Here is a 21715-nt window from a genome sequence, read left to right as displayed (position 1 = left end):
AAAGTTATTCTAGGTTAGCGTGTTTAGGCCACAGGTCTTTTTTGGTTAAACCAGATTCCTGCCATAGGCTCATAAAAATACTCTCCAGTATAAATAAGGTAAATTGTTCGAAAAGACTTCCTGCATATTGTGTAGAAACAGATACGCCAAAGTCTGTTTTTGTTGCAGCATTTATAAGTACTATAGTATCTGCTAATTCAGCCAGTCTGCTTTTTGCGTCGGCTGTAATGACGGCAACTGCTGCATTTTGTTTTTTTGCTTTTTCTGCCGCAGTTATTACAGTAGAAGTAGTTCCAGATCCAGAGGCCAAGAGAAGTAGATCTCCTTCAAGAATAGCAGGGGTAGTTGTTTCGCCTGCCACATATACTATATAGCCTAAATGCATTAAACGCATTGCAGCCATTTTTAACGCAAGTCCGCTTCTGCCGGCAGCCATAACAAAAATTCGGTTGGCTGATTTAATTTTGTCAACCAATTCATCAATTTCCTGGGGATTGATTTGGTCTGCCAATTTTAGGTTTTCCTTTAAGATTGTGTGAAGTTGTTCTATTATCAAACTATTTAAATTTATATTTTATCAATTAAAAATAGGCACGTAAATGCCTGCCATCATTCAAATGAACGATGCTATTGGAATTTCTGACTATGCATATTGCCAATTTTAATTCCTGATCAATGGAATGAAAGAAAAAAAATCAGTTTCTTTAAAGCAATGGGAGTTTATGCATCTTTTAAGCAGTGGTATTACTAATGCAAAAATAGGGCTGGAAAATGTATCGATGTTATACAAACACGACTATGTGGTATAAATTTGCGCCCGTTCGTTCTGAAGATCTGTTGGAGTTTCTTTTAGTTTTGCCTTCACAAGTATATTAAATCAGGGAGAAACTGCGCCTGTTTTAAATTTAAAACCAAATGAAACTTTTTTTATGATTTCCAGATCGGCATATCAAGATTTAATAACAAAGGAATTTTTCGTATCCAATAATATAAAGTATGACTTAGATAAAAATGAAAACAAGAGGGTGTTTCTATTGACGGAAAACAAGTAGATACTTTGCATGTAATAGCCGAAATATGGATTGTCAAGAATCCTGAGTTTCCCATAAACGTTAAAATGATAAAGAATCCGTTAGGGATTAATTTTGCTTTGGAAAAAGTAGAAAACAAATAGAAATAGTCTAGTTGCTATTTTAAGAGCTACCCCCAAAGCTCAAGAAACCTGCTATTATTTAATAGCGGACTTTTTTGTGATTTGATTTCGTCTTGTTGCATTGTGTAGTTTGTTTTTATAGTGTTTTTTAAACAAAAAAATAGCCTATAAATTTTATTCTTTGACTTATTCTGTTTTAATTTGACAGAGACGATAAAATCTTAATTCGTCATTTATAAAGATTAATTCAATTTTAATAAATCCTTTTAAGCGCCAAAAAATTAATGATTTATACCAAAGAAAATTTCCCAAAAATATCTTCTGAACGTAATCTGGTTCTTACTATTGTAATGTACGTCATGTTCGGACTTTTATTTATCGCGATGCTTGCTTTATTAGTTGTACTTCCATTGAGCATTCAGCTGGAGCACAATAGCAAAATGTCTAACAATGAGATTATCTTCAATGTCATCTATTTTCCTTTAGTCCTTTGGGGTGTTTGGGGACTTTACAAAAATTATCAGCGACATAGGCTTAAAAAGGTAATCTTGATTTGTATTGATCGTGACGGTTTGCACCACCAACAATTTGATGGTACGGTTAAAAGTGTTTTATACAAAGAACTGGGAAAAAGTATAGAACCGTATGTGAGTGATATCGATAGAAAAATCGGGACAAAATATTCTCCAAGTTATATTTTTGGTTTTAAAGACGGTGCGCGAATTCCAATTCATTTTTCTACAGCAGAGAATGGAATGTCGTATGTTCCGAAAAATAAATATCAATTAATTGCTCATTTCCTGAAAGGTGCTGCTTTATTTTGTCCACACTTAAAAATCTCTCCTGCTGTTTACTCCGATTATTTTATTGATGCTGATACTTTAGAATTCAATAGAAAAGCGCAGGGCATCACGTATTTTATAGTTTTTATAGTGTTGATAATCATTCTTCTCGGAATCGATTTACTTACAAAGTATACGATGGGATTTTCATTATTGTTTTAAAACGAGTAGGCTAGAAGAGTGTAAATATTATTTCTGAGTATCGGTGTTTTGGTTATTATTTAAAGGAGTTTTTCACAATTTTGTGATGATATTAATATGAAAAAACTTTAAAATAAATAAAATGGTTTTGTATGTTTGATATTGAAAAATGTGATAAAATAAAACTATAGAAAATAAAGTCATTTTATCAAAATTGAATAAAGAATATAACAGTTAATGGCTATTTTAAATCCCAAAGCCAAAACACAAAAAGTGTCGGGAACTATAAAAATTATGAAAAAAATTATTTTAAGCCTAATTACAACAGTTTCAATCTCTCGGTGCTACTGGAGGCCCATTAAATGCATTTAATGTAGAAAATGGCATTTGTTATTATACATTGGACATTCCCTCGGCTAATACAGCAATTAATATCATGAGAATATATAATGAACAGCATACATTATAATTAAGACAGTCAATTTTCCCCTGTCAAAGATAAAGTTTTTCAAATCCCGTGCAAGAGTAGGCTCTGTTGCCTTAGACATGCTAATTATCTGTTCAGCCATCCCTTAAATTCAGCGGCTTTATTTTTACTGATAATAATGTCAATTGCAGATTTAGGTTCAACTTCAATTTTCAGCTGATTATTGCCATATTTTAGAATCTTTGTAATGGCTTTAATTGATAAAATAAATTGTCTGTTTGCTCTGAAAAAGACATTACTGTCTAATTCATTAAAAAGTTCTTCCAAACTGTTGTTGCTGGTTGATGTTTTGCTATTTATGTCTTTTACATAAGTAATGGTATTTTCCATGTAGATGTAGGCGATTTGCTCAATCTCTAGCGTTACAATTTCGCTTTTCAAATGAGTCAAGATTCTTTTTTTGCTAGATGAGGAAACTTCATTTTCTTGAGTTTTTAAAACAGAATCAGATTTTAATTTCGATTTGTAATTTGTTAACTCGTAATTTAGTTTGGACAAGCTTACTACTTCATTAAAAAGATGTTCGTTTTTGGCTTCCAGTTTTCTTTCATAACGGCTTCCGAAAAGGCGAATCATAAAAAAGGACAATAAAATAATCAATGTTCCGGTTGCGATATAAACCAGAATAAAATAAAATTTCAGATTATTGACTTGCTCATTAATCTTTTTTAAGTTGGCATGAGAAGCAATAATCCATTCGGTATTTTTTACGGGATATAAATAAATGATTTCAGATTCTCGCTTTGGATCGTTAAAGTTTCGGATACCACCGCCTTCTGTTTTGTTTTTTAAATAAGAATAAAAATCCTTAGGATCAATTTCATTATTTGTTTTAGAGATATAGGATTCGTCTGGGCCAGCCATTCTGCCAATTTTTTCCGGATTTGGATGACACACTTCTTTCCCCGTATGGTCAAACATGCAGATAAATCCGGTTTGCATATCTGTTTTTTCAATGCTTTTCTGGACATTATCAATAATCACTTTCGGATTATTAATTTGCTGTGCCTGATAAGAAACCAAATTGCCTATTTCTTTGGCTTCTCTTTTGCTGGATTCAATCTGGATTTTCAGAAACTGTTCGGTGCTTAAATCGACCAAATAATTCATGCTGAAATAACCGCAGATGTATACAATTAGAACTAATGATAAAAATGTAAAAAGATAAAGCTTGTCTTTTTTCATGGGAAATTTTTGAATAGGTAAGTCAAATTTAATTAATAATCTGATTTGAAAAGGATGATTCTATAGAAGATATTTTTTAAAAATTAAAAAGACTTGATTCATTAGATTTTTACAAGATGAGTCTACATTCGTTCAACTATTTTTTATTCCCTTTTAAGTTCTTTTTTTCCCTTTCGCACTTTTTTCTTTAATTATAATAGCCCTGCAAGCCTTCCTTTGTACCAGAAAATTTCAGAACACCCCAATTTATATTTTTTAGATTCTAGTTTTCTTAAGTAGAAAATGAAGTTCATTTTTAGAAAAAGATAAAATTGATTAAAAAAAAGCAGTATGGAAAAACAAAAAAAGAACAGGAGAAAAACATTTTTAATTTTGCTTGTAATTGTACTCGCATTATTAATTGGAGTGCAATTCGTCCGTCCGGAAATTACAAATCCGCCTGTGACAGGAGAAGTAAAATTGCCACATGAAGTTCAGGCAATTCTTAGAAATTCATGTTACGATTGTCATTCAAATGAAACCAAACTGAATTGGTATGATAAAATTGCTCCTGCTTATTGGCTCGTGGCACAACATGTTAAAGATGGAAGGCAAGGACTTAATTTTTCAGAATGGGATAAATTAGCTCCTGGAGACCAAAAAGCAAAACTTTGGGAATCTGTCAATCAGGTTGCACAAGGCGCAATGCCATTGAGCAGTTATACGATGGTGCATCCAAATGCGAAAATATCTCAAGCAGACCTGAATGTACTTAAAAAATACATTTGGAGTTTAAGAGTAAATAATATTCCTCAGGATACTGCAAAAATCCACGCTCTAAAAGATCAAACTCATGCGTTGAAGGAAAAGCAAAGCGCAACAAAAAATCCAAAAACAATTAACGGAATTGGTTATATCGATGATTATAAAAAATGGGCTGTAGTAAGTACAACCCAGCGTCTCGACAACGGAACAATGCGTATTATCTATGGGAATGACATTGCGGTTAAAGCCATAAAAGACAAAAAAACAAATCCGTGGCCAAACGGAACTATTTTGGCAAAAGCAGCGTATGATGAAATTGAAGATGAAGACGGAAATATTTCTCAAGGAGCTTTTAAGCAAGTTGAATATATGATTAAAGACAATCAGAAGTATGCGAAAACCTATGGCTGGGGATTTGCACGATTTAAAACTACAGAATTAATCCCGTACGGGAAAAGGGCTGATTTTGTAATAGAATGCATGAACTGCCATCAGCCTATGAAAAAAAATGATTACGTATTTACTCTTCCAATACAACAATAACATGAAAGCAATATATTATTCTACAGCACTTATTTCTTTGTTTTTCCTTTTCGGATGTTCTGATAAAACAAATGAGAATATTTATAACGAAGAAGCTTCATTGCCAGATCAATTAAAAGATAAAGTAGCCGGTTTGATGGTTATTAATTCTGCTATAAATACTAAAAAACAGACGACATCAGTGTTGTACGGAAATCAAAAAGTCATTGAAAGAATTACTGATAATGATTCTGTTATGAGAGCAGGCGAGAAGCTCATACGCATAACATGGAACCAAAAGCCCGACCAAAATTGGATTGGTGCCGTTATTCCAGGAAAATTAATTTCATTTGAAACACTGGAATTGCTTTCAGAAAAAGAACCAGTGCTTTATCAGAAAATAGAAGGCAATCCAATGCAGGTTAAAAAAGATACTTTGGGAAATCTGAAAAGCATCAAATACATACTACATCAGAAAATGGCAGTTCTTCCTTAAAAAGTACTAATTAAATTGTCTAATGGGGTTTCGCATAAATTATAAAAGCTTCCAAAGCTGGTGATGACGGAATGTATTTTGTGTAAAACAAAAAAGCCTGAGAATCTTGCGATTTTCAGGCTTTACCTTTTTAGTGGGGAGAGCAGGATTCGAACCTTAGGCTTGAAACCCGCATATTTCCTGCATTTTTATTTTTTAAAAACTCGAGTGCCACGATTTACGATCGATTCTTCATTTGTGGCTAAGTAACTTGTTAATTAGTAGTAATATAATTCATTTTGCAAAAACAAAAGTAACTTTTTTTAGATAAATTGATAGATTTTGTTTTGATTGTTTTTATTTGAGCTATCTAAAATTGAGATTACTAATAGTTGTTGCAAAAAAGGTATCCCCTCCAAGATCTGTTATCTTTTAAATAATGCTTTTCTAAGAGCAGTTGCTGCATCCAAAACAGATTCTTGAACAGCTGGGATATGAGCCAAAGGATTTAGCATTCCATAATCGTGGATAAAACCTTTATATTCTGTGATGGTAGTCGGAACACCAGCCTCATCCAGCTTTCTGCCGTAAGCGACACCCTCGTCATGTAAAATATCATTTTCTGCAACTTGAACCAAAGCGGGAGGTAAATCTTTAAGTTCTTCTAATGATGCACGTAAAGGAGAGGCATATTTGTTATTTCTCTCTTTAGAATCAGGCAGATAATTATCCCACATCCATTTCATTAACGGAGTTGTCAAAAATCTCTCCTGAGCAAATTTGGTGTAGGAATCTCTGCTGAAATCTGAATCTGTAACAGGCCACAATAGCACTTGCTGAACTAACTTTGGACCTTTTTTATCTTTTGCCATTAGTGCTACAACCGCAGCCATATTTCCACCTACACTGTTACCTGCTACTGCAAGTCTGCTGCCGTCCACGCCAATTTCCTTTCCATGTTCAGAAACCCATTTTGTTGCTGCGAACGCCTGATTTATGGCAATCGGAAATCTCGCTTCAGGAGAAGGGGTATAATCAGGAAAAACCGCTACAGCACCGCTGTTAACAACCAGATCGCGTACCAATCTTTTGTGCGTAGGATAATCTCCCAAGACCCAACCTCCACCATGAAAGAACATAAAGGCTGGAAGTCCCGCTTTTGCGCCCTTTGGTTTTATGATATGGATTTTTACGGTCTGGCCATTTTCTGTGATGGTTCTTTCAGATTCTTCAATGTCAGAGTAATCATATGTTACAGATTTTTGAGCTCCTAGAAGAACTAATCTTGCGTCTTTAGGAGACAGGGTCTCCAATGGTTTTCCATCACCGCTGTTAAGCGCTTTTAGAAATTCTCTGGTGTCTTTACCGATGTTCGGATCCTGTGATGCCGGGTTTGATTGTGCTATCAAATTAGAGTTAAAGCTCAATACTGAAGCTAAGGCCAATGTTTTTAAATAAAGAGTTTTCATAATTTTTAATTTTGACTGTTATATTTTGATGAGGCAAAGATATGGCACATCTGCAGTGTAAATAAAGATTAGAAAGTCGATATAAATTGTACTTTTTTCCTTTTGCAGTATAATCGTAGCTAGCTTTTAATTTCTTTTCTGAAAACAGCAGGCGTTTTACCCGATTTTTGGGCAAATAGGCGGTTGAAATAGGCAGGATCTTCATATCCGAGCTCATATGCAATTTCTTTGATGCTCAAATCGCTGTAAAGCAAGAGCCGCTTGGCTTCTAAAATGATCCTGTTTTTAATCATTTCATTGGGATTCTCCAAGTTCAGCTTATGGAATTTATTTGAAATTGTTTTGGGTGCAAGATTTAAAAGATCAGCATACTCGGCTACACTGTGCTTCTGCTTATAATGTATGTCTACCAGCCTGCTGAAATTGCGGAAAAAATCCTGCTCGCTATTTACATGATGAAGCTGCTGGGATTCAAGATTCTGTTTTTTCCATTGTCTTGTTGCACGGATTATGATCTGCTTTAAGTATGTTCGGATCATTTCCTCTGACGACCGGTCTTGAAAATTGAGCTCATTTTTGATTTGGCTGAATAACTGCCTAACGTTTTGAAGTTCCTCTTCCAGAAGGTCAACTTTCGGGACTTCGAAAATATTGTTAAACAAAAGTCCGTCACATGCCACTTCCTCATCATGTATCTGAATGCAGTAAAAATCTCTATTATAATGAATCAGCAAAGAGTAATCTTCATTTGCGGCATGAAACTCCAGATGCTGATTTGTATTTATAAAAAATAGTGCTGCATTTTTGGTCTGATATAAATTGAAATCTACCGTCAGTGAATATCCTGCAGGAACCAATAGCACTTTAATGTAGTGGCGGAACGCTTCTTTTTCCAGCAAATCCAAATTATCCGAATTAAAGGAAATCAGGCCCAGTTTTTTATGGTTTGATTCAAATATAGGAGAGGGATTGTCCATTTGCGATATTTTTATGAAGAGAATAATTGCCTTTTCAGCTTAAAGCATGAAATTATTTGACTAACGATAAGAATTAAGGATTTGTTAATTTTTCATCTTTACTGTAAAAAATTAAAGGTAGCTGCTGCATGATGTTCCTGAATCATCATAGTATTTTTTAATCACTTTGTTGAGGTGGCTGGAATCTGTGAAACCAAGATCATAAGCTATTTCTTTTAGGCTCTGTCCAGAATATTCCAAGCGGCTCTGCGCCACATTCACGCGTGCTTTTAAAATATATTCTTTAAGGCTTTCTCCGGTTTTCTTTTTAAAATACTCACTCACATACGTAGGAGATAAATTAAATTCCGCTGCTATTGTCTCTGATTTAAGCTTTACATTATCAAAAAGGTTGTATTGGATGTACTGCAAAAGATCTCTTGTCTGGATATCTTTATCTTTGTGTCTTTCCAGAAAGCTGTTCTCAAAATTTCTCAGCAATAAATTCAGCATTGCAACCATATTGGTCCTTAGTATCGATTCAGAATAAGCGGTCTGCTGGTTCTCAAAGCACATGCTTTCTATAAGACTGATCATAACCATTTTGTCAGCCTCAGAATGTATTACATCACCAGGAGTCCTATTGTAACTGCTTAAGATATAATGCAGATTGCTAAACCATTGGCTGTAGTCCATCATTGTACGTTTATCTTCTTTAAAAAACAATGCATTGAACCTAATGAATACAAATGTAGTAGCTGTGGTAATTTGAAAAGAATGGCAGTCATACGGAGGCAGAAGAAAAATGCTGCCCTTTGCATAATCAAGCTGGCTGCTGTTAATGCATTGAGTGCCGCTTCCTTCTTGTATGTAGACCAGCTCAAAGAAATTATGCTGGTGCGGACGGCGGCTCCATTGTGCAAGTGTTTCCTTTTCTATATCAAAAGGCTGTAAAGAATTTTCGATGTGCATAACCCTTTTTTTTTCTGTATGGCTGGAGAGCAAATATAAAAATTTCCCTCCCTTGATGGTATAAAAAAACTGCATAGTTCCAGATCTTTTTGCATTAAAAGAAATATGCTTCCTATTTTAATAGTATGCCTGTAGAGTCAGATTGACAATACAGGCATTATTAAATTATAAAGTGACGATAATTTTCCCTACAGTTCTTCCTGCTTCCACATACTCATGCGCTTTATCCATATCTTTAAAATCAAAAGTTTGTGAAACATGAGATTTGATGATGCCCTTTTGTAGAAGATCTGCAATTGCTTTCATGTCTTGGCCATTGGAGCTTACCAGAAAGAAATATCCATTTACTCCTTTTGCATTTGCTTTTTCAGTTACTGCTTCATTCAGGCCTGTCGGTATACTGATAAGCGTGCTGCCGCTCTTAGCCACTTCAAGGGAATTGTCAATATTATCGCCTCCTACGGTATCAAAGATAAAATCATAACTGTATGGGCTTTCAGTCCAGTTGTAGCCATGATAATCAATATGATGATCGGCTCCCAGACCCAAAACAAAGTCTTTATTTTTTGATGACGATGTTCCGGTTACTTCCGCTCCCAAAAACTTAGCAATCTGAACAGCAAAATGTCCTACACCTCCCGAAGAGGCGTGAATCAGAACTTTCTGGCCCTGCTGAACATTTGCTTTATGCATAATTGCCTGATACGCAGTAAGAGCCGCCAAAGTAGCCGCCGCCGCTTCAGAGTGTGAAATGTTAGAAGGCTTTAAGGCAAGCTGATTTCCGGGAACAGCCGCATATTCTGCATATGCTTTACCATGACCGGGGAAATTTGCCATTCCAAAAACGGCGTCACCCTTTTTGAATCCTGATCTGCTCCCGGCTTCAGTAACAATCCCGCTAATATCCCAGCCTAAAATAATTGGCAAAGATTCTTTTAATCTTCCGAAAACCCCTTTTCCTGCTCGGGTTTTTACATCTACAGGGTTGATGCTTATGGCTTTTATCTGAACCAATACTTCATTCTCATTAATAATAGGATTTGGAACGTCAGTATAAATTAGTTTATCCGTGTTCCCTGGTTCGTTTATAATTATTGCTTTCATTTTTATTGTATTTTTTAATTTGTAAGTATTGTTATCTAAATGGAACTCCCTCTGCAATAGGTTTAAACCTAAAGATATAGAAGGGAGGCTTTGCGTTATTATTGCCATTGTTAAATGGGCTGCCCAGGTGAACCTGTGCGGCGGAAACATACATATAGCCATCGGCAGCATTATAGCTGACACCATCAGGCCAAAGCATATTTTTATCTGCAGCATATTTATGCAGACTTCGATCCGAGGCTAAAACAACACTTACACTGCTATCTTCCAGTGCAGTCAAATAAAGGTTTCCCTGACTGTCGATACTTATGCCTCCATTATTTGGCTTATCTGAATATGTTTCTATCTTTTTCTCTAGGTCCTCGCCAGTAATTGTTTCATTCAAAAGATCTTTAATTTTTAGGCGGTATATTTTGCTTCCATTGAGCGGTGCATAATAAAGCCATTCGAAGTTTTGGTCTGCGGTAATTCCATCGCATCCAACCAAAAGCGGTTTGCCATTAAAGGAAAGGGTTTTTCTATCAATTACAGTTGGAGCATCTCCGGGAACTGTAGTTTTTGTGCCTTCCAGAAGCCTGCGGGCAGCTCCGGTTTTCATGTCAATTACGATTAAAGCTGCTTTACTGCCGTTGCCTCCATTTCCGATCCCTTCATCAGCAATGATAAACGCGCCATGTTTAGTGTCTACGACCATATCGTTTGGCTGTGAAGTTCTATCCAGTGCTGATTGGGGCAGGTAATATATTTTTTCCAATTGGTCTGTCAGAGTATTCCAGCCCACAATCTTTGGAGTTACCGCATTTCTCTGACCCATATCCAGCATCCAGATTATTCCGTTTGCATCATTGCGGATCCCCAGCACATTGCTCAAATAATGGTCATCGGTCAAACGCGGGGTATTCCATTGGATATTGGGGAATGGGAAACTTTTTTTGGCTGCGGCGTCATATCGCATAACGCGGATATCAGGGTTAAAGAAAGGATGCTGGCTATATATGAGATCACCTTGCGGAGTATAAGCTATATTTCCAACTGCTGCGCTTACTTCTGCAAATGCTTCAGGTTTAAAAGGCTTTCCGTTCCATTGTGCTTCATTTAAATTTGCGGATGCGGATTTTTTAAAGTAATTATCAGTGCCGGCCAGCCAGTCCATTCTGGCAGGGCTGAAAAAATCAATATCAATTGTGTTATCCTCAAGTGCTGTAAAGCTGTGTGGTGTATTTGGAGGTATAATAATCCCTTCACCTGCTTTAACCAGAATTTCAGTGCCATCAAGCAATACTTTTACACTTCCTTGCGTAATAATGGAATACTGCTCGTTAAGATGCTGGTGTAAAGGAACAACTGCACCTTTTTTATACGTAAAATATCCTATAGTGCCCGATTGTCCAGAAATAGTGCTACGTGTAAGCAACTCATTTAATTGTTTGGAAGGTAAGTCTTTAAATGAAAATTTTTGCGCTTTTTGAGAATGTGCTTCCAATACAGATAAGAACGCAGTAATCAAGACTGCATATTTCAAAATTTCCTTTTTCATCTATTAAAGTTTTAATCTAAGGATTTTATAGGGCTCTTTGGTTTTGCTCTCAGCATTAAACCACGGCATAAGCTGAATCTGGGAAATGGAAATGTATAGATATCCGTCAGTGGAAATGCTGTAGCTGTCCGGCCACACTAATTTTTCAGGATCTGTTATCAGAGTATGCATTTTTAGGTCGGGAGTGATTTTTACAATGCTGCTTTTTTCCAGATCTCCAAGATACAGATTGCCCTGCTTGTCAAATTCCATCCCATCGGTTGTGATAAAGTGGCCAAGATCTTGAACTTTTTCATTTATGGTCTCCAGCGGGGTTGAGAAATCCCTTAGCAATGAGGTATTGATGCGGTACAGTTTATCATCAGTAAGCGGTTTATAATAAAGCCAGCTTTTGTCTGGCGTGAGCGCTATACCATCAGAATTGATTTTTGGGATGCTGCCGTCAGCTTTAGAGAATTCTTTTCCGTCGAATGAAAAATGATATGCGGGATCAGAAAGGACTGTTTTGGAATCGTGCAGCACCAATCGAGATTCTCCCGACTTAATGTCAAGAACTACAATCCCGCCGTTTGATGAACTTGTCATATAGGCAAAACCATTGACGTTATCAATTCTTATATCGTTTATGTAACTGTCTTTGCCAGCTGTATTTTCAGGAAATTTATAAACTCGCTCAATAGTGTTGTCAGCAAGTTTTATTTTAATGACTTTATTGCTGTTTTTGTAAACCGGACCAAGACCGATGCCTGCTGCATCAACAACCCATAGGTATCCCTTTTCGTCTGCGACGACAGCTTGGACGCATACAAATTTATTATCCCCATCATCTGCTTTTTTAAAGCTGTTCCACTGGTTATCGGGATAAGGAATAGGTTTGCCATTTTTAACCTCTACCAGAGAATAGCGGTGGTTATCCAGCCAGTAAGGATAGTTTGTGAATATTCGATTGTCAGGGGATACGGCTACTCCAGTCAGCTGGTAAATGCTGTCTGCGAAAACCTCTTCTAATTCGGGAGCTTGCAATTGTGAAGCGCTGCTTTGTGTTTCTGTGTTTTCGTTTGATTTAATATCTTTATTTTCTTTATTGCCACAGGAAATGCCCAGCAGAGCTGCAGTTGCAATGAGTATTAGATGTTTTTTCATGATAATATGGATTAAAATTATAAGTACAAATTTCAGCCTGAATGACTCAATTTATATAGTACGTTTTTAGGTTTTAATAGTACAAAAAGACGTTTTGAAAGTGTTTTAAAGAAGAAATTGCCCTTAAGAGGGCAATTTCAGACATAGAATTTAAGGGACAAACACATACGCTGTTATTGATGCTTTAGCTATAGTGGCAGCTCCCAGGTTAAAACCAACCAAAGCTGGATTTGCTTCTTTATCCAGATTAATTCTGTTTTTAAGCGCATACACCGTTACTACATACGGATGGAAACCGCTGCCAGGAATAGGTACTGGTCCTCCATATCCATATTTTTTAAAATCGTTTAAAGAAGAAATGCTTCCAACGGGCAATAATTCAGGATGCACACTTGCAGCACCGGCTTTCAATGATTTTGTTCCTTTTGGAAGATTAAATAATACCCAGTGCCACCATCCGCTTCCTGTAGGCGCAGCTGCATCATACATAGTAACAGCAAAAGCTTGGGTGCCCTCAGGAGCATTCTCCCAAAGAAGGTCAGGAGAAATATTGCCTCCATTTACTCCCCAGTCATTGTAATAGTATTCTTTAGTCAGCTGTCCGCCAAGGCCGGCACTTGTTAAAGTAAAAGTTTTAGCGCTTTGCGCATGCAATGTGAAAGCAGACAGAATAAAAGCGCCTGCAGAAATGAATTGTTTAATTGAAAAAGTTTCCATGATAGATTATATTTTTAAAATTATTGATGCCAGCTTTTCAGTCTGGCATTGCAAAGTTCATGAGAAAGCATGCTGTGCTTATGGTATGTTTAAAGGTTTAAACAGTAGAAAAAAAGGTAAGAAAGAGTGTGGGGCACGAGTGGGGTTGCCTTAAGACTTATCAATGCATTTGTTTAAAAAAGACAAACCTTCTTAAAGTGGTTAAGAAGGTTTGTCGGATCATGAAAATTTAATTAGGACAACCACTGTTTAGGTATTAGAATGTATCCCTCTCCTTGAGCTTTTACATAGCTTAGACAGGGAAACTCGAAATGCGGACCAGCAAGAATTAGGCGCTCTTTTGCGGCATTTTGCAATACAGATTTTCTTGTTGATACAGCCTGATCATGATCGGCATCAGTAGCAAACCCTATCTCGGGCATTGCTGCCTGAATAGCGGGTATGGTAAGGATATCAGCGCAGAATAAAAGTTTCTCGCCTTCAGATTCCAGCAGGAAACCAGTATGCCCCGGAGTATGTCCTGGAAGAGGAACTGCAGTTATACCGTCAAAAATTTTGTCGACTTCTGAATCCAGACGCTCATATAAGCTTAGGGATTCTCGGATATCAAGGGCATTTTGGATATCATGGGCGTTTGTATGTTCGTGATTCATCCAGTAGTTCTCTTCCTGCTCTGAGACCCAAACTTTGGCATTAGTAAAAATTTTGCTTCCATTTTTATCCGCTAAACCGTAGAAATGATCACCATGCAGATGTGTTAGAAGGATACTACCTATTTTTTCTGGTGCGATCCCTATAAAACGCAGTGCTTCCAGCAGACGCCCTTGCATATCTGGGGCAAGTTTATTTCCCATGCCTGTATCGATCAGTATTGGGGCATTTTCATCGCTTTCGATTAAAAAAATATTTGTGGTAAGAGTAGGAATTTCAGGTCTGAACGATTCGTTGAGAAAAGCGCCAATATTTTCTGAAGGCAAATGATTTAAATAGCCTTTTCCTGCGGTAAAGTAACCATCATTTATAACGGTTATTTTTTTATTTCCAATTTCCCATTGCAGTACTCCGGGTAAAAGTTTAAGATTTGTTTTCATTATAAGCAAAGTATTAAAATTATAGAATAAGAGGGCGGTCCGCAGATAAAATCTGCAGCTTCACCGTAAAATGTTTTATTAAAGTGTTTTAAATCCCTAGCATTGAAGGGGAGGTGCCGTACTGTTTTTTAAAGGCATATGAAAAATGCGAGAGGTCTTCAAAACCTAAATCCTGATAAATTTCAACAGAGGTCTTTTTTTCATTTAAAAGCAGGTTATACGCAGTTTCAAGGCGTTTTTTAAGAATCCATCGGGCAGGAGATTCATTAAAAATAGTCTTAAAATCTCTTTTAAAGGAAGTTAGGCTCCGACCGCTCAGGTACGCAAAACGTTCCAAATGGACATTAAAGTGAAAATTTTCAGACATGAAATTTTCTAGATCTGTTTTAACAGGCTGGTTAAAATCAAATAATATATTCTGCCAAAAAGCGTCATTTTTCATGAGCAGCAATAACGCCTCTTTTTGTTTAAGCGCCGAAAGGTTCCTGTCGTTTTCTAAAAAATCCTCGTATGCCAGCAGGGACTCCATAAAATGCTTAATAAGGTTCTTATTATCCGTTATCTCAAATTTAGAAATCTCTCTATTTCCGTATGTTTTGTATCTGAACTCCTTTGCAAAATTCAGCAGGACATTTTCGCTGAAAAAAACTGTAATGGTTTTAAAATTATTTTCAGAACCCTGAAGTTTCTTAAATTTCACTAATTGGTTTTTTCTGCAGAAAAAGATATCGCCTTCTGATAATATTTCTTTTGTTTTTCCATTATCAAGCTCCATTTCTCCTGTAACCACAAGTCCAAGACTGTGTTCTGTCACAAATTGCTCGCCATCCTTCCAGCGCGATGCATGACATGCGAAACTGATTGGTAAAGAATGGGACTGTTGTATCATGTCGATTAATTTTTTACAAAGATCTGCATATTTAAGCAATTGCAAGTTTGTTAAAAAGGCCAAAATATACTTTGCTGAAAAGGCAGAATGAAATGAGTGGATTATTTTTTAGATTTTAAATTGATATCGATTGCTTTAAAAAAATCTGTTGGGTTAAAATGGTTGCCATTTTTTTATGGTTATAGAAGATCAATTTAGGCTCTGCTTAAATTTTGATGGGTGTATTCCCGTTTCTTTCAGGAACAGATTTGTAAACGAAAGCACTTTTTCAAATCCAAGGTAAAAAGCAATCTGGGATACATTTTTGTCTCCCAACTGCAATAAATATTTTGCTTCGCGGAGAATGTGCAACTGTATAATTTCAGTAGTGTTTCTTCCTGTTTCATGCTTGAGCAAGTCATCTAGATATTTTGAAGAAACTGCTAATTCATCGGCTATATCGGTTTTGTCCGGCATAGGATTGCTAAGCAGAGTTCCATCCCTAATATACTTTATGATAAAGGTGATGAATTGAGAAACTGTCTTTTGTGATAATTGTTTTCTGTCGATAAACTGCCTTTTATAAAAACGTTTGGCATACCTTAAAATGGAATCGATCAGACTTAGAATGATTTCCCTTGTAAATTCATCGGGATTTCCATGATATTCAATACATACCTTATAATGAAGTTCTGATATAACTGCTTCCTCTTTAGGAGATAAATGAAGGGCTTCGTCACTTTTATATTCAAAAAAGCCATACTTTTCTATGTTGGTCTGAAATTCTGTACTATCGATATAATTTTCATGAATAAAAATTATAAATCCATTTTCTTCCAGTTCAAAATCTTTCGTTTCGATAATATCGCGTGGTTTTGCGAAAAGCAGTACGAAATTGGCATGGTCGAATTCTGTTCTGCCATATGAGCAACCTCCATGTTTAATTTTTTTAAAAGCGATCATATAGCTGTCGCTTGTAAATTGATTCTCTAAAAGATTAAAATCGTGCTGGCAGCCAGTAACGCTAAACAATGGATTATGGGGAGCGTTCCACATATTGTCTTTATGTAATTCGATTAAGGTTTTGTAATGTTTCATCTCAGATGAATTAAATAGGAAATTGAATCTGCCTTAACAATAAAGCAGATCCAAAGATTTTTAAGTTAAAAATAAATTAATATAACCGGCAGTCAACTTCTCCAGCTACTTCCAAAATATCCAAGGGCAATTCTCCTTCCGATTGTCCGATTCCTAGATAGTCAAAAATCAGAACTTGATTTTTCTGAGCTAAAGCTTCAAAAAATAAAAGATTCAGGTATCTAAAATACCTCTGAATCTGTTGGTCAGAACCAATGGCGTACACGAACCAAATAGACGGTATGTAATTTTTCTGCTGTCGATTTCAGCGAATTTTGTTTCGGAAGTATTTACTGCTGTTTTCATAATTTATTTTTTAGTTCTTTTATAATTAATTTTTCCAATTGTGTATTTACAGTAAAGATATTTTTTGTTTGTCTTTTTTGAATATTACATATCAGCGGATTAATACCACAGAACCACGTAGAATATTTTTCATGAGTATAAATTTCACTTGTATGAATGCATTTTGATGGCCTATAAATAGCTTATGACTTATCTTGACGGGAAAAACATTTTACCTGTGGTTTTTTAATTATCGGACTGAAGAAAAGAATACCATTTGAAGACTAAAGCAATAATTTAATTATTCAAAAAATGACTAGCCTGATTGATAAATAACTCAGGATACTGATAAAAAGAGCCGTGTGCGGCATCAGGGTAATAAGTGAGTATAGCATTGGATAGTCCTTTAAATAAAGTATACGAACTGTCGGAATCCATCATTTCATCGTTGCTTCCTTGTATAATCAAAACCGGATGCAGTATTTTTTTCAGGTTAATTGTAGGTGTTTCGGTTCCCCAATGTGTAATAGCTTTCATTTGTGCTATTACCGCTTGTTCCGTGGCAGTCTTTGTTCTGTCTTCTGTTCTATTATGTAAACGTTGCAATACTGCCTTTCCTTTGTTTCTGCTTTCTTCTGATGAAGTAAAGAAAATATATAGAAAAATTTCCATAGGTTCCTTCTGTTGTGCTCGGCCAATAAGCTCAGGAAAATTATGAAGCGCTTTTGTGCCTTGAGGAGCTGCGCCAACAATAATTATTTTGTTGATTAAATCAGGATACTGCTCTCCTAAATATTGAGCAATAAAACCTCCTAAAGAAAAGCCTAATACGTCAATTTTATTTATCCCTAATGCTTTAATAAAGCTTACTGCATCATTGGTCATTGTTAGAACATTATCGGGAGTTTCTCCGGAAGTGTTTCCAATACCAGCATTATCAAAAATGATTATTTCTCTTTCTGTTGCAAGTCCGTCTAAAATAAGAGGATCCCAATTGTCTAATGTCCCGGTGAAGTGCTGAAATCCTACTAACGGAATGGCAGAGGGTTTTCCGAATCTGCGGTATGCAAAATTAACTCCGTTTACTTCTAAGTACTGTGTTGGCGCTGTTAAAGCATTTATTTCTGAAGTTTTCATGATTTTATAATTTTAAGAATGGCTAATAATTCTTTTATTGTTTATTCGAATGATACATCCAGGATATCAATAGAAACTAATACAAGATCCGTTGAATAGCTGTTGTCTGCGTCATTAAGCACATAGATATTTCTTTTAGTCCCCGTTATAATTCCATCGAAATTTTTGTGGTTTTCTATAATTTGTACAGCAGATGAACCACCTAAAACTTCAGGCCAGTAATCGTGACGTTTTAATAAACCATCGGCACTAAAATAAAATATCTGCCTTTTACTGTGTGTGGCAAATCCATCAGGGAAAATCACTTCTAATCTGTGAAGGATTTCTCCTTTTTCATTCCAGTCTTCCAATTGATTGATTTCTACTCCAGGCACCAAGAAATTAAATGGTGTTGTAGCGTAATTCCAGGTTGCATAACTAGAAAAATAGACCAATTGCGTTTTTGTCCAAGGTGTTTCTACGGTATGTCCCATAAATGATTCTCTCGGATTTTTTAATTCTTCAATCAATGCTCCTTTTTCATCAAAAAGAGCTACTTTTCCGAGTTCAAAACTTGCTGTATATCCAGACTGAAAAAGATTTTTCCATGAAGCTTTCTGTTCTGTCAGCGATCCGGTAAATTCTACATCTCCCAGAGCATTTTCATGCCCTTTTACCGTCCATACTGCGCCATCTATCTTGGCATGCAGTTTTAAAGTCTGAAATTTGCCTGCATTCTCTAGGCCTCCATGAGCTTTAATAACTTTGTTTACTAATTGTTGCGTTGATGCGTTCATTTTTTTAGTTTTTAAATGGGTTATTTTCAAAATGTTTTTGATTAAAGTATAATGTGTGCAGTGGGCGCGATGATTTAAATCCACTATAAAGCAGTGCTGAAATACGATTTTGTAACTTGTTTTTTAGTGTCCGTGAGCTGATATGCTTACTTCCTTCCACTGGTCAATTTCAAGAAGACGTTTTGTATATACTTCTTTTACGGTATGGTAGGCGATTTTTCCAAGCAATAAGCGTTGGGGCGGATTTGCGCTATTTGCAATCCTCATTATTGCTTCTACTGTAGCTTCTGGTTTTCCCCATGTTTCCGGATTTTCACCTGATGATGCAAAAGCCTCTCTTACAATATTATAATCTGCAATTTCAGCTGTTGTTTGCACAGCCGAGTTTCCGGCCCATTCCGTGGCAAAACCGTTTGGTTCAATTAGTGTAAATTTGATTCCAAGATGGGCAACTTCACTTGCAATGGTTTCACTAAGCCCTTCGACTGCAAATTTAGAGGCGTTGTATAGGCCTAATAAGGGCAAGGTAGTAATGCCTAAAAAGCTTGAAACCTGTATGATGTGTCCGCTTTTTTGAGCTCTCATTACAGGGAGCACGGCTTGCGTTACCCATAATAATCCGAAGAAATTGGTTTCCATTTGTGCTCTCGCTTGTTCTTCACTTGTTTCTTCCACAGTTCCAAAAAGACCAAAACCGGCATTGTTGATTAAAATATCGATAGTACCAAAGTGTTCTTTAACTTTTGCTACGGCTATTGTTACTTCGTCCTTTTTATTAACGTCTAATGAAATTGGAAGTATGTTGTCGCCATGTTTTGTAACCAAATCATCCAGCGCTGAAATATTTCTAGCAGACGCCGCTACTTTATCGCCTGCCTTTAAAAATGCCTCAGCCCAAAGTTTTCCAAATCCTCTAGATGCTCCCGTGATAAAAATTATTCTTGCCATGATTTCTAAATTTTAATATTTTTTATTGTTTTAAATTGATAGTACAAAGATATTTCTCCACTATCAGCAGCAATAAGACATATCAGCGGAAGAATAGCACAGAAGTACGAATGAGGATTAATTAAATCGTTCAAAACTTTTATGACAGAGAAATGTATACGAAATACCAAGAAATACATAAATCCATGTGATGCTTTAGAAGGAACTTTGCAGAATAAATTTTAACTTATTTTAATAATGAAAAAGACAGTATTCATAACAGGAGCTTCTTCCGGATTTGGAAAAGCTAGCGCTCAATTGTTTAATAGCAAGGGATGGAATGTTATCGCTGCAATGCGCTCACCGGAAAAGGAATCAGAACTTTCTCAATTAGAGAATGTACTTTTGGTAAAATTAGATGTAACGGACAGTCTCAATATTAGGGAGGCAGTCAAAAAAGGGGCAGATGCTTTCGGAACTATTGACGTCTTGGTCAATAGTGCAGGTCATGGCTTGATGGGGGTTTTTGAAGCTGCTGACCAAACACAAATAAAAAGACAGTTTGATGTAAATGTCTTTGGTTTGATGGAAGTAACCAAAGCGGTTCTTCCATTTATGAGGAAAAACAAAAATGGTACAATCATTAATATTTCTTCTTTTGGAGGTATAAATGCAGGAGCGTTTTCCAGCTTTTACAGCAGTTCAAAATTTGCAGTCGAAGGATTTTCGGAAGCATTATCACATGAATTAACATTTTTAAATATCGCTGTAAAAATAATTGAACCGGGAAGTGTTCCTACCAATTTCAGAAACGGAATAGAAATGATTCAAAACACTATCCAGGAATATAATGCTGAATTAACCTCATTCATTCCAAAATTCATTAAAAGAACAGAAAATTTATCAAAAGCAAGCTCAGAAGAGGTGGCAGAAGCCATATGGAATGCCGCAACAGATGAAGCTATGAAACTGCGTTATGTAATAGGTGATGATTCCCAGTATTATATTGACCTGAAGACTAAAAATGCAGAAGATGTTTATTTAAAATTGATGAGAAATTGAAATTAGCCTATATTTGAGATCTTAATCATAGCAAAGTATGTTGACAAATTTTGTAGATATTGATACAATTGCTGCTCTTCATGATTATTACAATTACGGAAGCCCCAAACATCCGCTCATTACAATAATTGATTTGAAGACAGTAAAGAAAGGTAATAGAGGAGACAATAATACCTTTTATAGACTTGGGCTTTATACTGTTATTTTTAAAAAATTTAAAGGAGAGTTGAAATACGGTCGTTCTGCTTATGATTTTCAAGAAGGATCCTTAATGTTTGCAGCGCCAAATCAGGTTTTGAGCCCAAGTGAAAACACGGTAATTGAAGGAGGATGGTTTCTTGCCTTTCATCCGGATTTACTTTATGGATCTTTATTCAGGAAAAATATTAGTGCTTATTCTTTTTTCAAATATGATGTGAACGAGGCCCTGCATATTTCTGATGATGAAAGAAAAACTTTAGAAGAAAGTATTCAAAAAATCACAGCGGAATATTCGCAGAACATCGACAAACACACACAAGGTTTGATTGTCAGCAATCTTGAGCTTATGCTAAAATACTGTGACCGTTTTTATAATCGTCAGTTCTTAACCAGATCCAAAGTAAACAACGATGTCATACAGCAATTTGAGAATCTGCTGCAAAACTATTTTGAAGCTGATGATTTAGTGGATAAGGGACTTCCCGAAGTGACATATTTTGCCGAACAGTTAAATTTATCCGCCAATTATTTATCTGATGTTCTAAACAAGTATACTGGTAAAACCACCATCGAGCATATTCATCTTCAGTTAGTGGAAAAAGCTAAATCACTTTTATGGGGATCTAGTAAATCTGTAAGTGAGATTGCATATGGTTTAGGATTCGATCATCCCTCTCATTTTAGTAAAATATTTAAAATGAAAACGGGAAAATCGCCAAAGAATTTTAGACTTGCACAGTAAGACCTGCGTTATATTAAAACAGAAAGACCAGCTTTTTAAGCT

The 21715-nt window shown here is 35.9% G+C and carries 22 protein-coding genes; 6 read left to right on the top strand and 16 right to left on the bottom strand.

Annotated elements, in window-relative coordinates; genetic code table 11:
• Positions 1-4: 4 nt before the first annotated feature.
• Complete coding sequence (gene hxlB / locus QLQ96_RS20180; protein WP_482492866.1) at positions 5-556, bottom strand: 6-phospho-3-hexuloisomerase; 552 nt, start codon at positions 554-556, stop codon at positions 5-7.
• Positions 557-1437: 881 nt separating this feature from the next.
• Between hxlB and QLQ96_RS20175 the strand changes: the two genes are divergently transcribed.
• Entirely contained in the window at positions 1438-2157 is a 720-nt protein-coding gene (locus QLQ96_RS20175) for a hypothetical protein (RefSeq protein ID WP_482492865.1), read from the top strand.
• Positions 2158-2689: 532 nt separating this feature from the next.
• On the opposite strand, the gene QLQ96_RS20170 is transcribed toward QLQ96_RS20175, so the two are convergent.
• Positions 2690-3808 (bottom strand): LytTR family transcriptional regulator DNA-binding domain-containing protein, encoded by a 1119-nt coding sequence (locus QLQ96_RS20170; protein ID WP_482492864.1) that lies wholly within the window; start codon positions 3806-3808, stop codon positions 2690-2692.
• Between the two features lie 330 nt (positions 3809-4138).
• Here QLQ96_RS20170 and QLQ96_RS20165 point away from each other — a divergent pair, with 330 nt between their 5' ends.
• Positions 4139-5095 carry a heme-binding domain-containing protein gene (locus tag QLQ96_RS20165; protein ID WP_482492862.1) on the top strand — a complete coding sequence of 319 codons (957 nt, stop codon included), beginning with the start codon at positions 4139-4141 and terminating at the stop codon, positions 5093-5095.
• A 1-nt stretch (position 5096) separates the two neighbouring features.
• Positions 5097-5570: a hypothetical protein gene (locus QLQ96_RS20160; protein WP_482492860.1), complete on the top strand. Its 474-nt coding sequence runs from the start codon at positions 5097-5099 to the stop codon at positions 5568-5570.
• A 404-nt stretch (positions 5571-5974) separates the two neighbouring features.
• On the opposite strand, the gene QLQ96_RS20155 is transcribed toward QLQ96_RS20160, so the two are convergent.
• The 7 genes from QLQ96_RS20155 to QLQ96_RS20125 all read right to left on the bottom strand — a co-directional run bounded on the left by QLQ96_RS20155 (position 5975) and on the right by QLQ96_RS20125 (position 13447).
• The gene (locus QLQ96_RS20155; RefSeq protein ID WP_482492859.1) at positions 5975-7018 is read right to left on the bottom strand and encodes an alpha/beta hydrolase; all 1044 of its coding nucleotides are present in this window, start codon (positions 7016-7018) and stop codon (positions 5975-5977) included.
• A gap of 119 nt (positions 7019-7137) precedes the next feature.
• Positions 7138-7995 carry a helix-turn-helix domain-containing protein gene (locus QLQ96_RS20150; protein ID WP_482492857.1) on the bottom strand — a complete coding sequence of 286 codons (858 nt, stop codon included), beginning with the start codon at positions 7993-7995 and terminating at the stop codon, positions 7138-7140.
• Positions 7996-8106: 111 nt separating this feature from the next.
• Positions 8107-9021, bottom strand: coding sequence for an AraC family transcriptional regulator (locus QLQ96_RS20145; protein ID WP_482492855.1), 915 nt, complete (start codon positions 9019-9021; stop codon positions 8107-8109).
• 90 nt (positions 9022-9111) lie between these two features.
• Positions 9112-10050, bottom strand: a complete 939-nt coding sequence (locus QLQ96_RS20140; protein WP_482492854.1) for an NADP-dependent oxidoreductase — start codon at positions 10048-10050, stop codon at positions 9112-9114.
• A gap of 31 nt (positions 10051-10081) precedes the next feature.
• On the bottom strand, positions 10082-11587 hold the full coding sequence (locus tag QLQ96_RS20135) for an L-dopachrome tautomerase-related protein (RefSeq protein WP_482492852.1): 1506 nt from the start codon (positions 11585-11587) through the stop codon (positions 10082-10084).
• Positions 11588-11590: 3 nt separating this feature from the next.
• A complete protein-coding gene (locus tag QLQ96_RS20130) occupies positions 11591-12730 on the bottom strand; it encodes an L-dopachrome tautomerase-related protein (protein WP_482492851.1) in 1140 nt (379 codons plus the stop codon).
• 150 nt (positions 12731-12880) lie between these two features.
• Positions 12881-13447 carry a YbhB/YbcL family Raf kinase inhibitor-like protein gene (locus QLQ96_RS20125; RefSeq protein ID WP_482492850.1) on the bottom strand — a complete coding sequence of 189 codons (567 nt, stop codon included), beginning with the start codon at positions 13445-13447 and terminating at the stop codon, positions 12881-12883.
• On the opposite strand from QLQ96_RS20125, the gene QLQ96_RS20120 reads away from it, so the two are divergent.
• On the top strand, positions 13446-13601 hold the full coding sequence (locus tag QLQ96_RS20120; protein WP_482492849.1) for a hypothetical protein: 156 nt from the start codon (positions 13446-13448) through the stop codon (positions 13599-13601). The two genes, QLQ96_RS20125 and QLQ96_RS20120, sit on opposite strands and share 2 nt — an antisense overlap.
• Before the next feature lie 79 nt (positions 13602-13680).
• On the opposite strand, the gene QLQ96_RS20115 is transcribed toward QLQ96_RS20120, so the two are convergent.
• The 7 genes from QLQ96_RS20115 to QLQ96_RS20085 form a co-directional block, all read right to left on the bottom strand.
• Positions 13681-14538: an MBL fold metallo-hydrolase gene (locus tag QLQ96_RS20115; protein ID WP_482492848.1), complete on the bottom strand. Its 858-nt coding sequence runs from the start codon at positions 14536-14538 to the stop codon at positions 13681-13683.
• An 88-nt stretch (positions 14539-14626) separates the two neighbouring features.
• Positions 14627-15427, bottom strand: a complete 801-nt coding sequence (locus tag QLQ96_RS20110; protein WP_482492847.1) for a helix-turn-helix domain-containing protein — start codon at positions 15425-15427, stop codon at positions 14627-14629.
• Between the two features lie 189 nt (positions 15428-15616).
• Positions 15617-16504: a helix-turn-helix domain-containing protein gene (locus QLQ96_RS20105; protein ID WP_482492846.1), complete on the bottom strand. Its 888-nt coding sequence runs from the start codon at positions 16502-16504 to the stop codon at positions 15617-15619.
• A 213-nt stretch (positions 16505-16717) separates the two neighbouring features.
• Positions 16718-16849, bottom strand: coding sequence for a hypothetical protein (locus QLQ96_RS20100; RefSeq protein WP_482492844.1), 132 nt, complete (start codon positions 16847-16849; stop codon positions 16718-16720).
• 276 nt (positions 16850-17125) lie between these two features.
• Positions 17126-17965, bottom strand: coding sequence for an alpha/beta fold hydrolase (locus QLQ96_RS20095; protein ID WP_482492842.1), 840 nt, complete (start codon positions 17963-17965; stop codon positions 17126-17128).
• Positions 17966-18006: 41 nt separating this feature from the next.
• Complete coding sequence (locus QLQ96_RS20090) at positions 18007-18741, bottom strand: hypothetical protein (protein ID WP_482492840.1); 735 nt, start codon at positions 18739-18741, stop codon at positions 18007-18009.
• Between the two features lie 123 nt (positions 18742-18864).
• On the bottom strand, positions 18865-19689 hold the full coding sequence (locus QLQ96_RS20085) for an SDR family NAD(P)-dependent oxidoreductase (protein ID WP_482492839.1): 825 nt from the start codon (positions 19687-19689) through the stop codon (positions 18865-18867).
• Between the two features lie 237 nt (positions 19690-19926).
• Between QLQ96_RS20085 and QLQ96_RS20080 the strand changes: the two genes are divergently transcribed.
• Positions 19927-20730, top strand: coding sequence for an SDR family oxidoreductase (locus QLQ96_RS20080; protein WP_482492837.1), 804 nt, complete (start codon positions 19927-19929; stop codon positions 20728-20730).
• Between the two features lie 37 nt (positions 20731-20767).
• A complete protein-coding gene (locus tag QLQ96_RS20075) occupies positions 20768-21673 on the top strand; it encodes a helix-turn-helix domain-containing protein (RefSeq protein ID WP_482492836.1) in 906 nt (301 codons plus the stop codon).
• Positions 21674-21715 lie beyond the last annotated feature (42 nt).

Source organism: Flavobacterium sp. B167r, from assembly GCF_056824315.1.
Note: the sequence above shows the minus strand (reverse complement) of the source record. Positions and strands in the feature narration are given on the sequence as shown.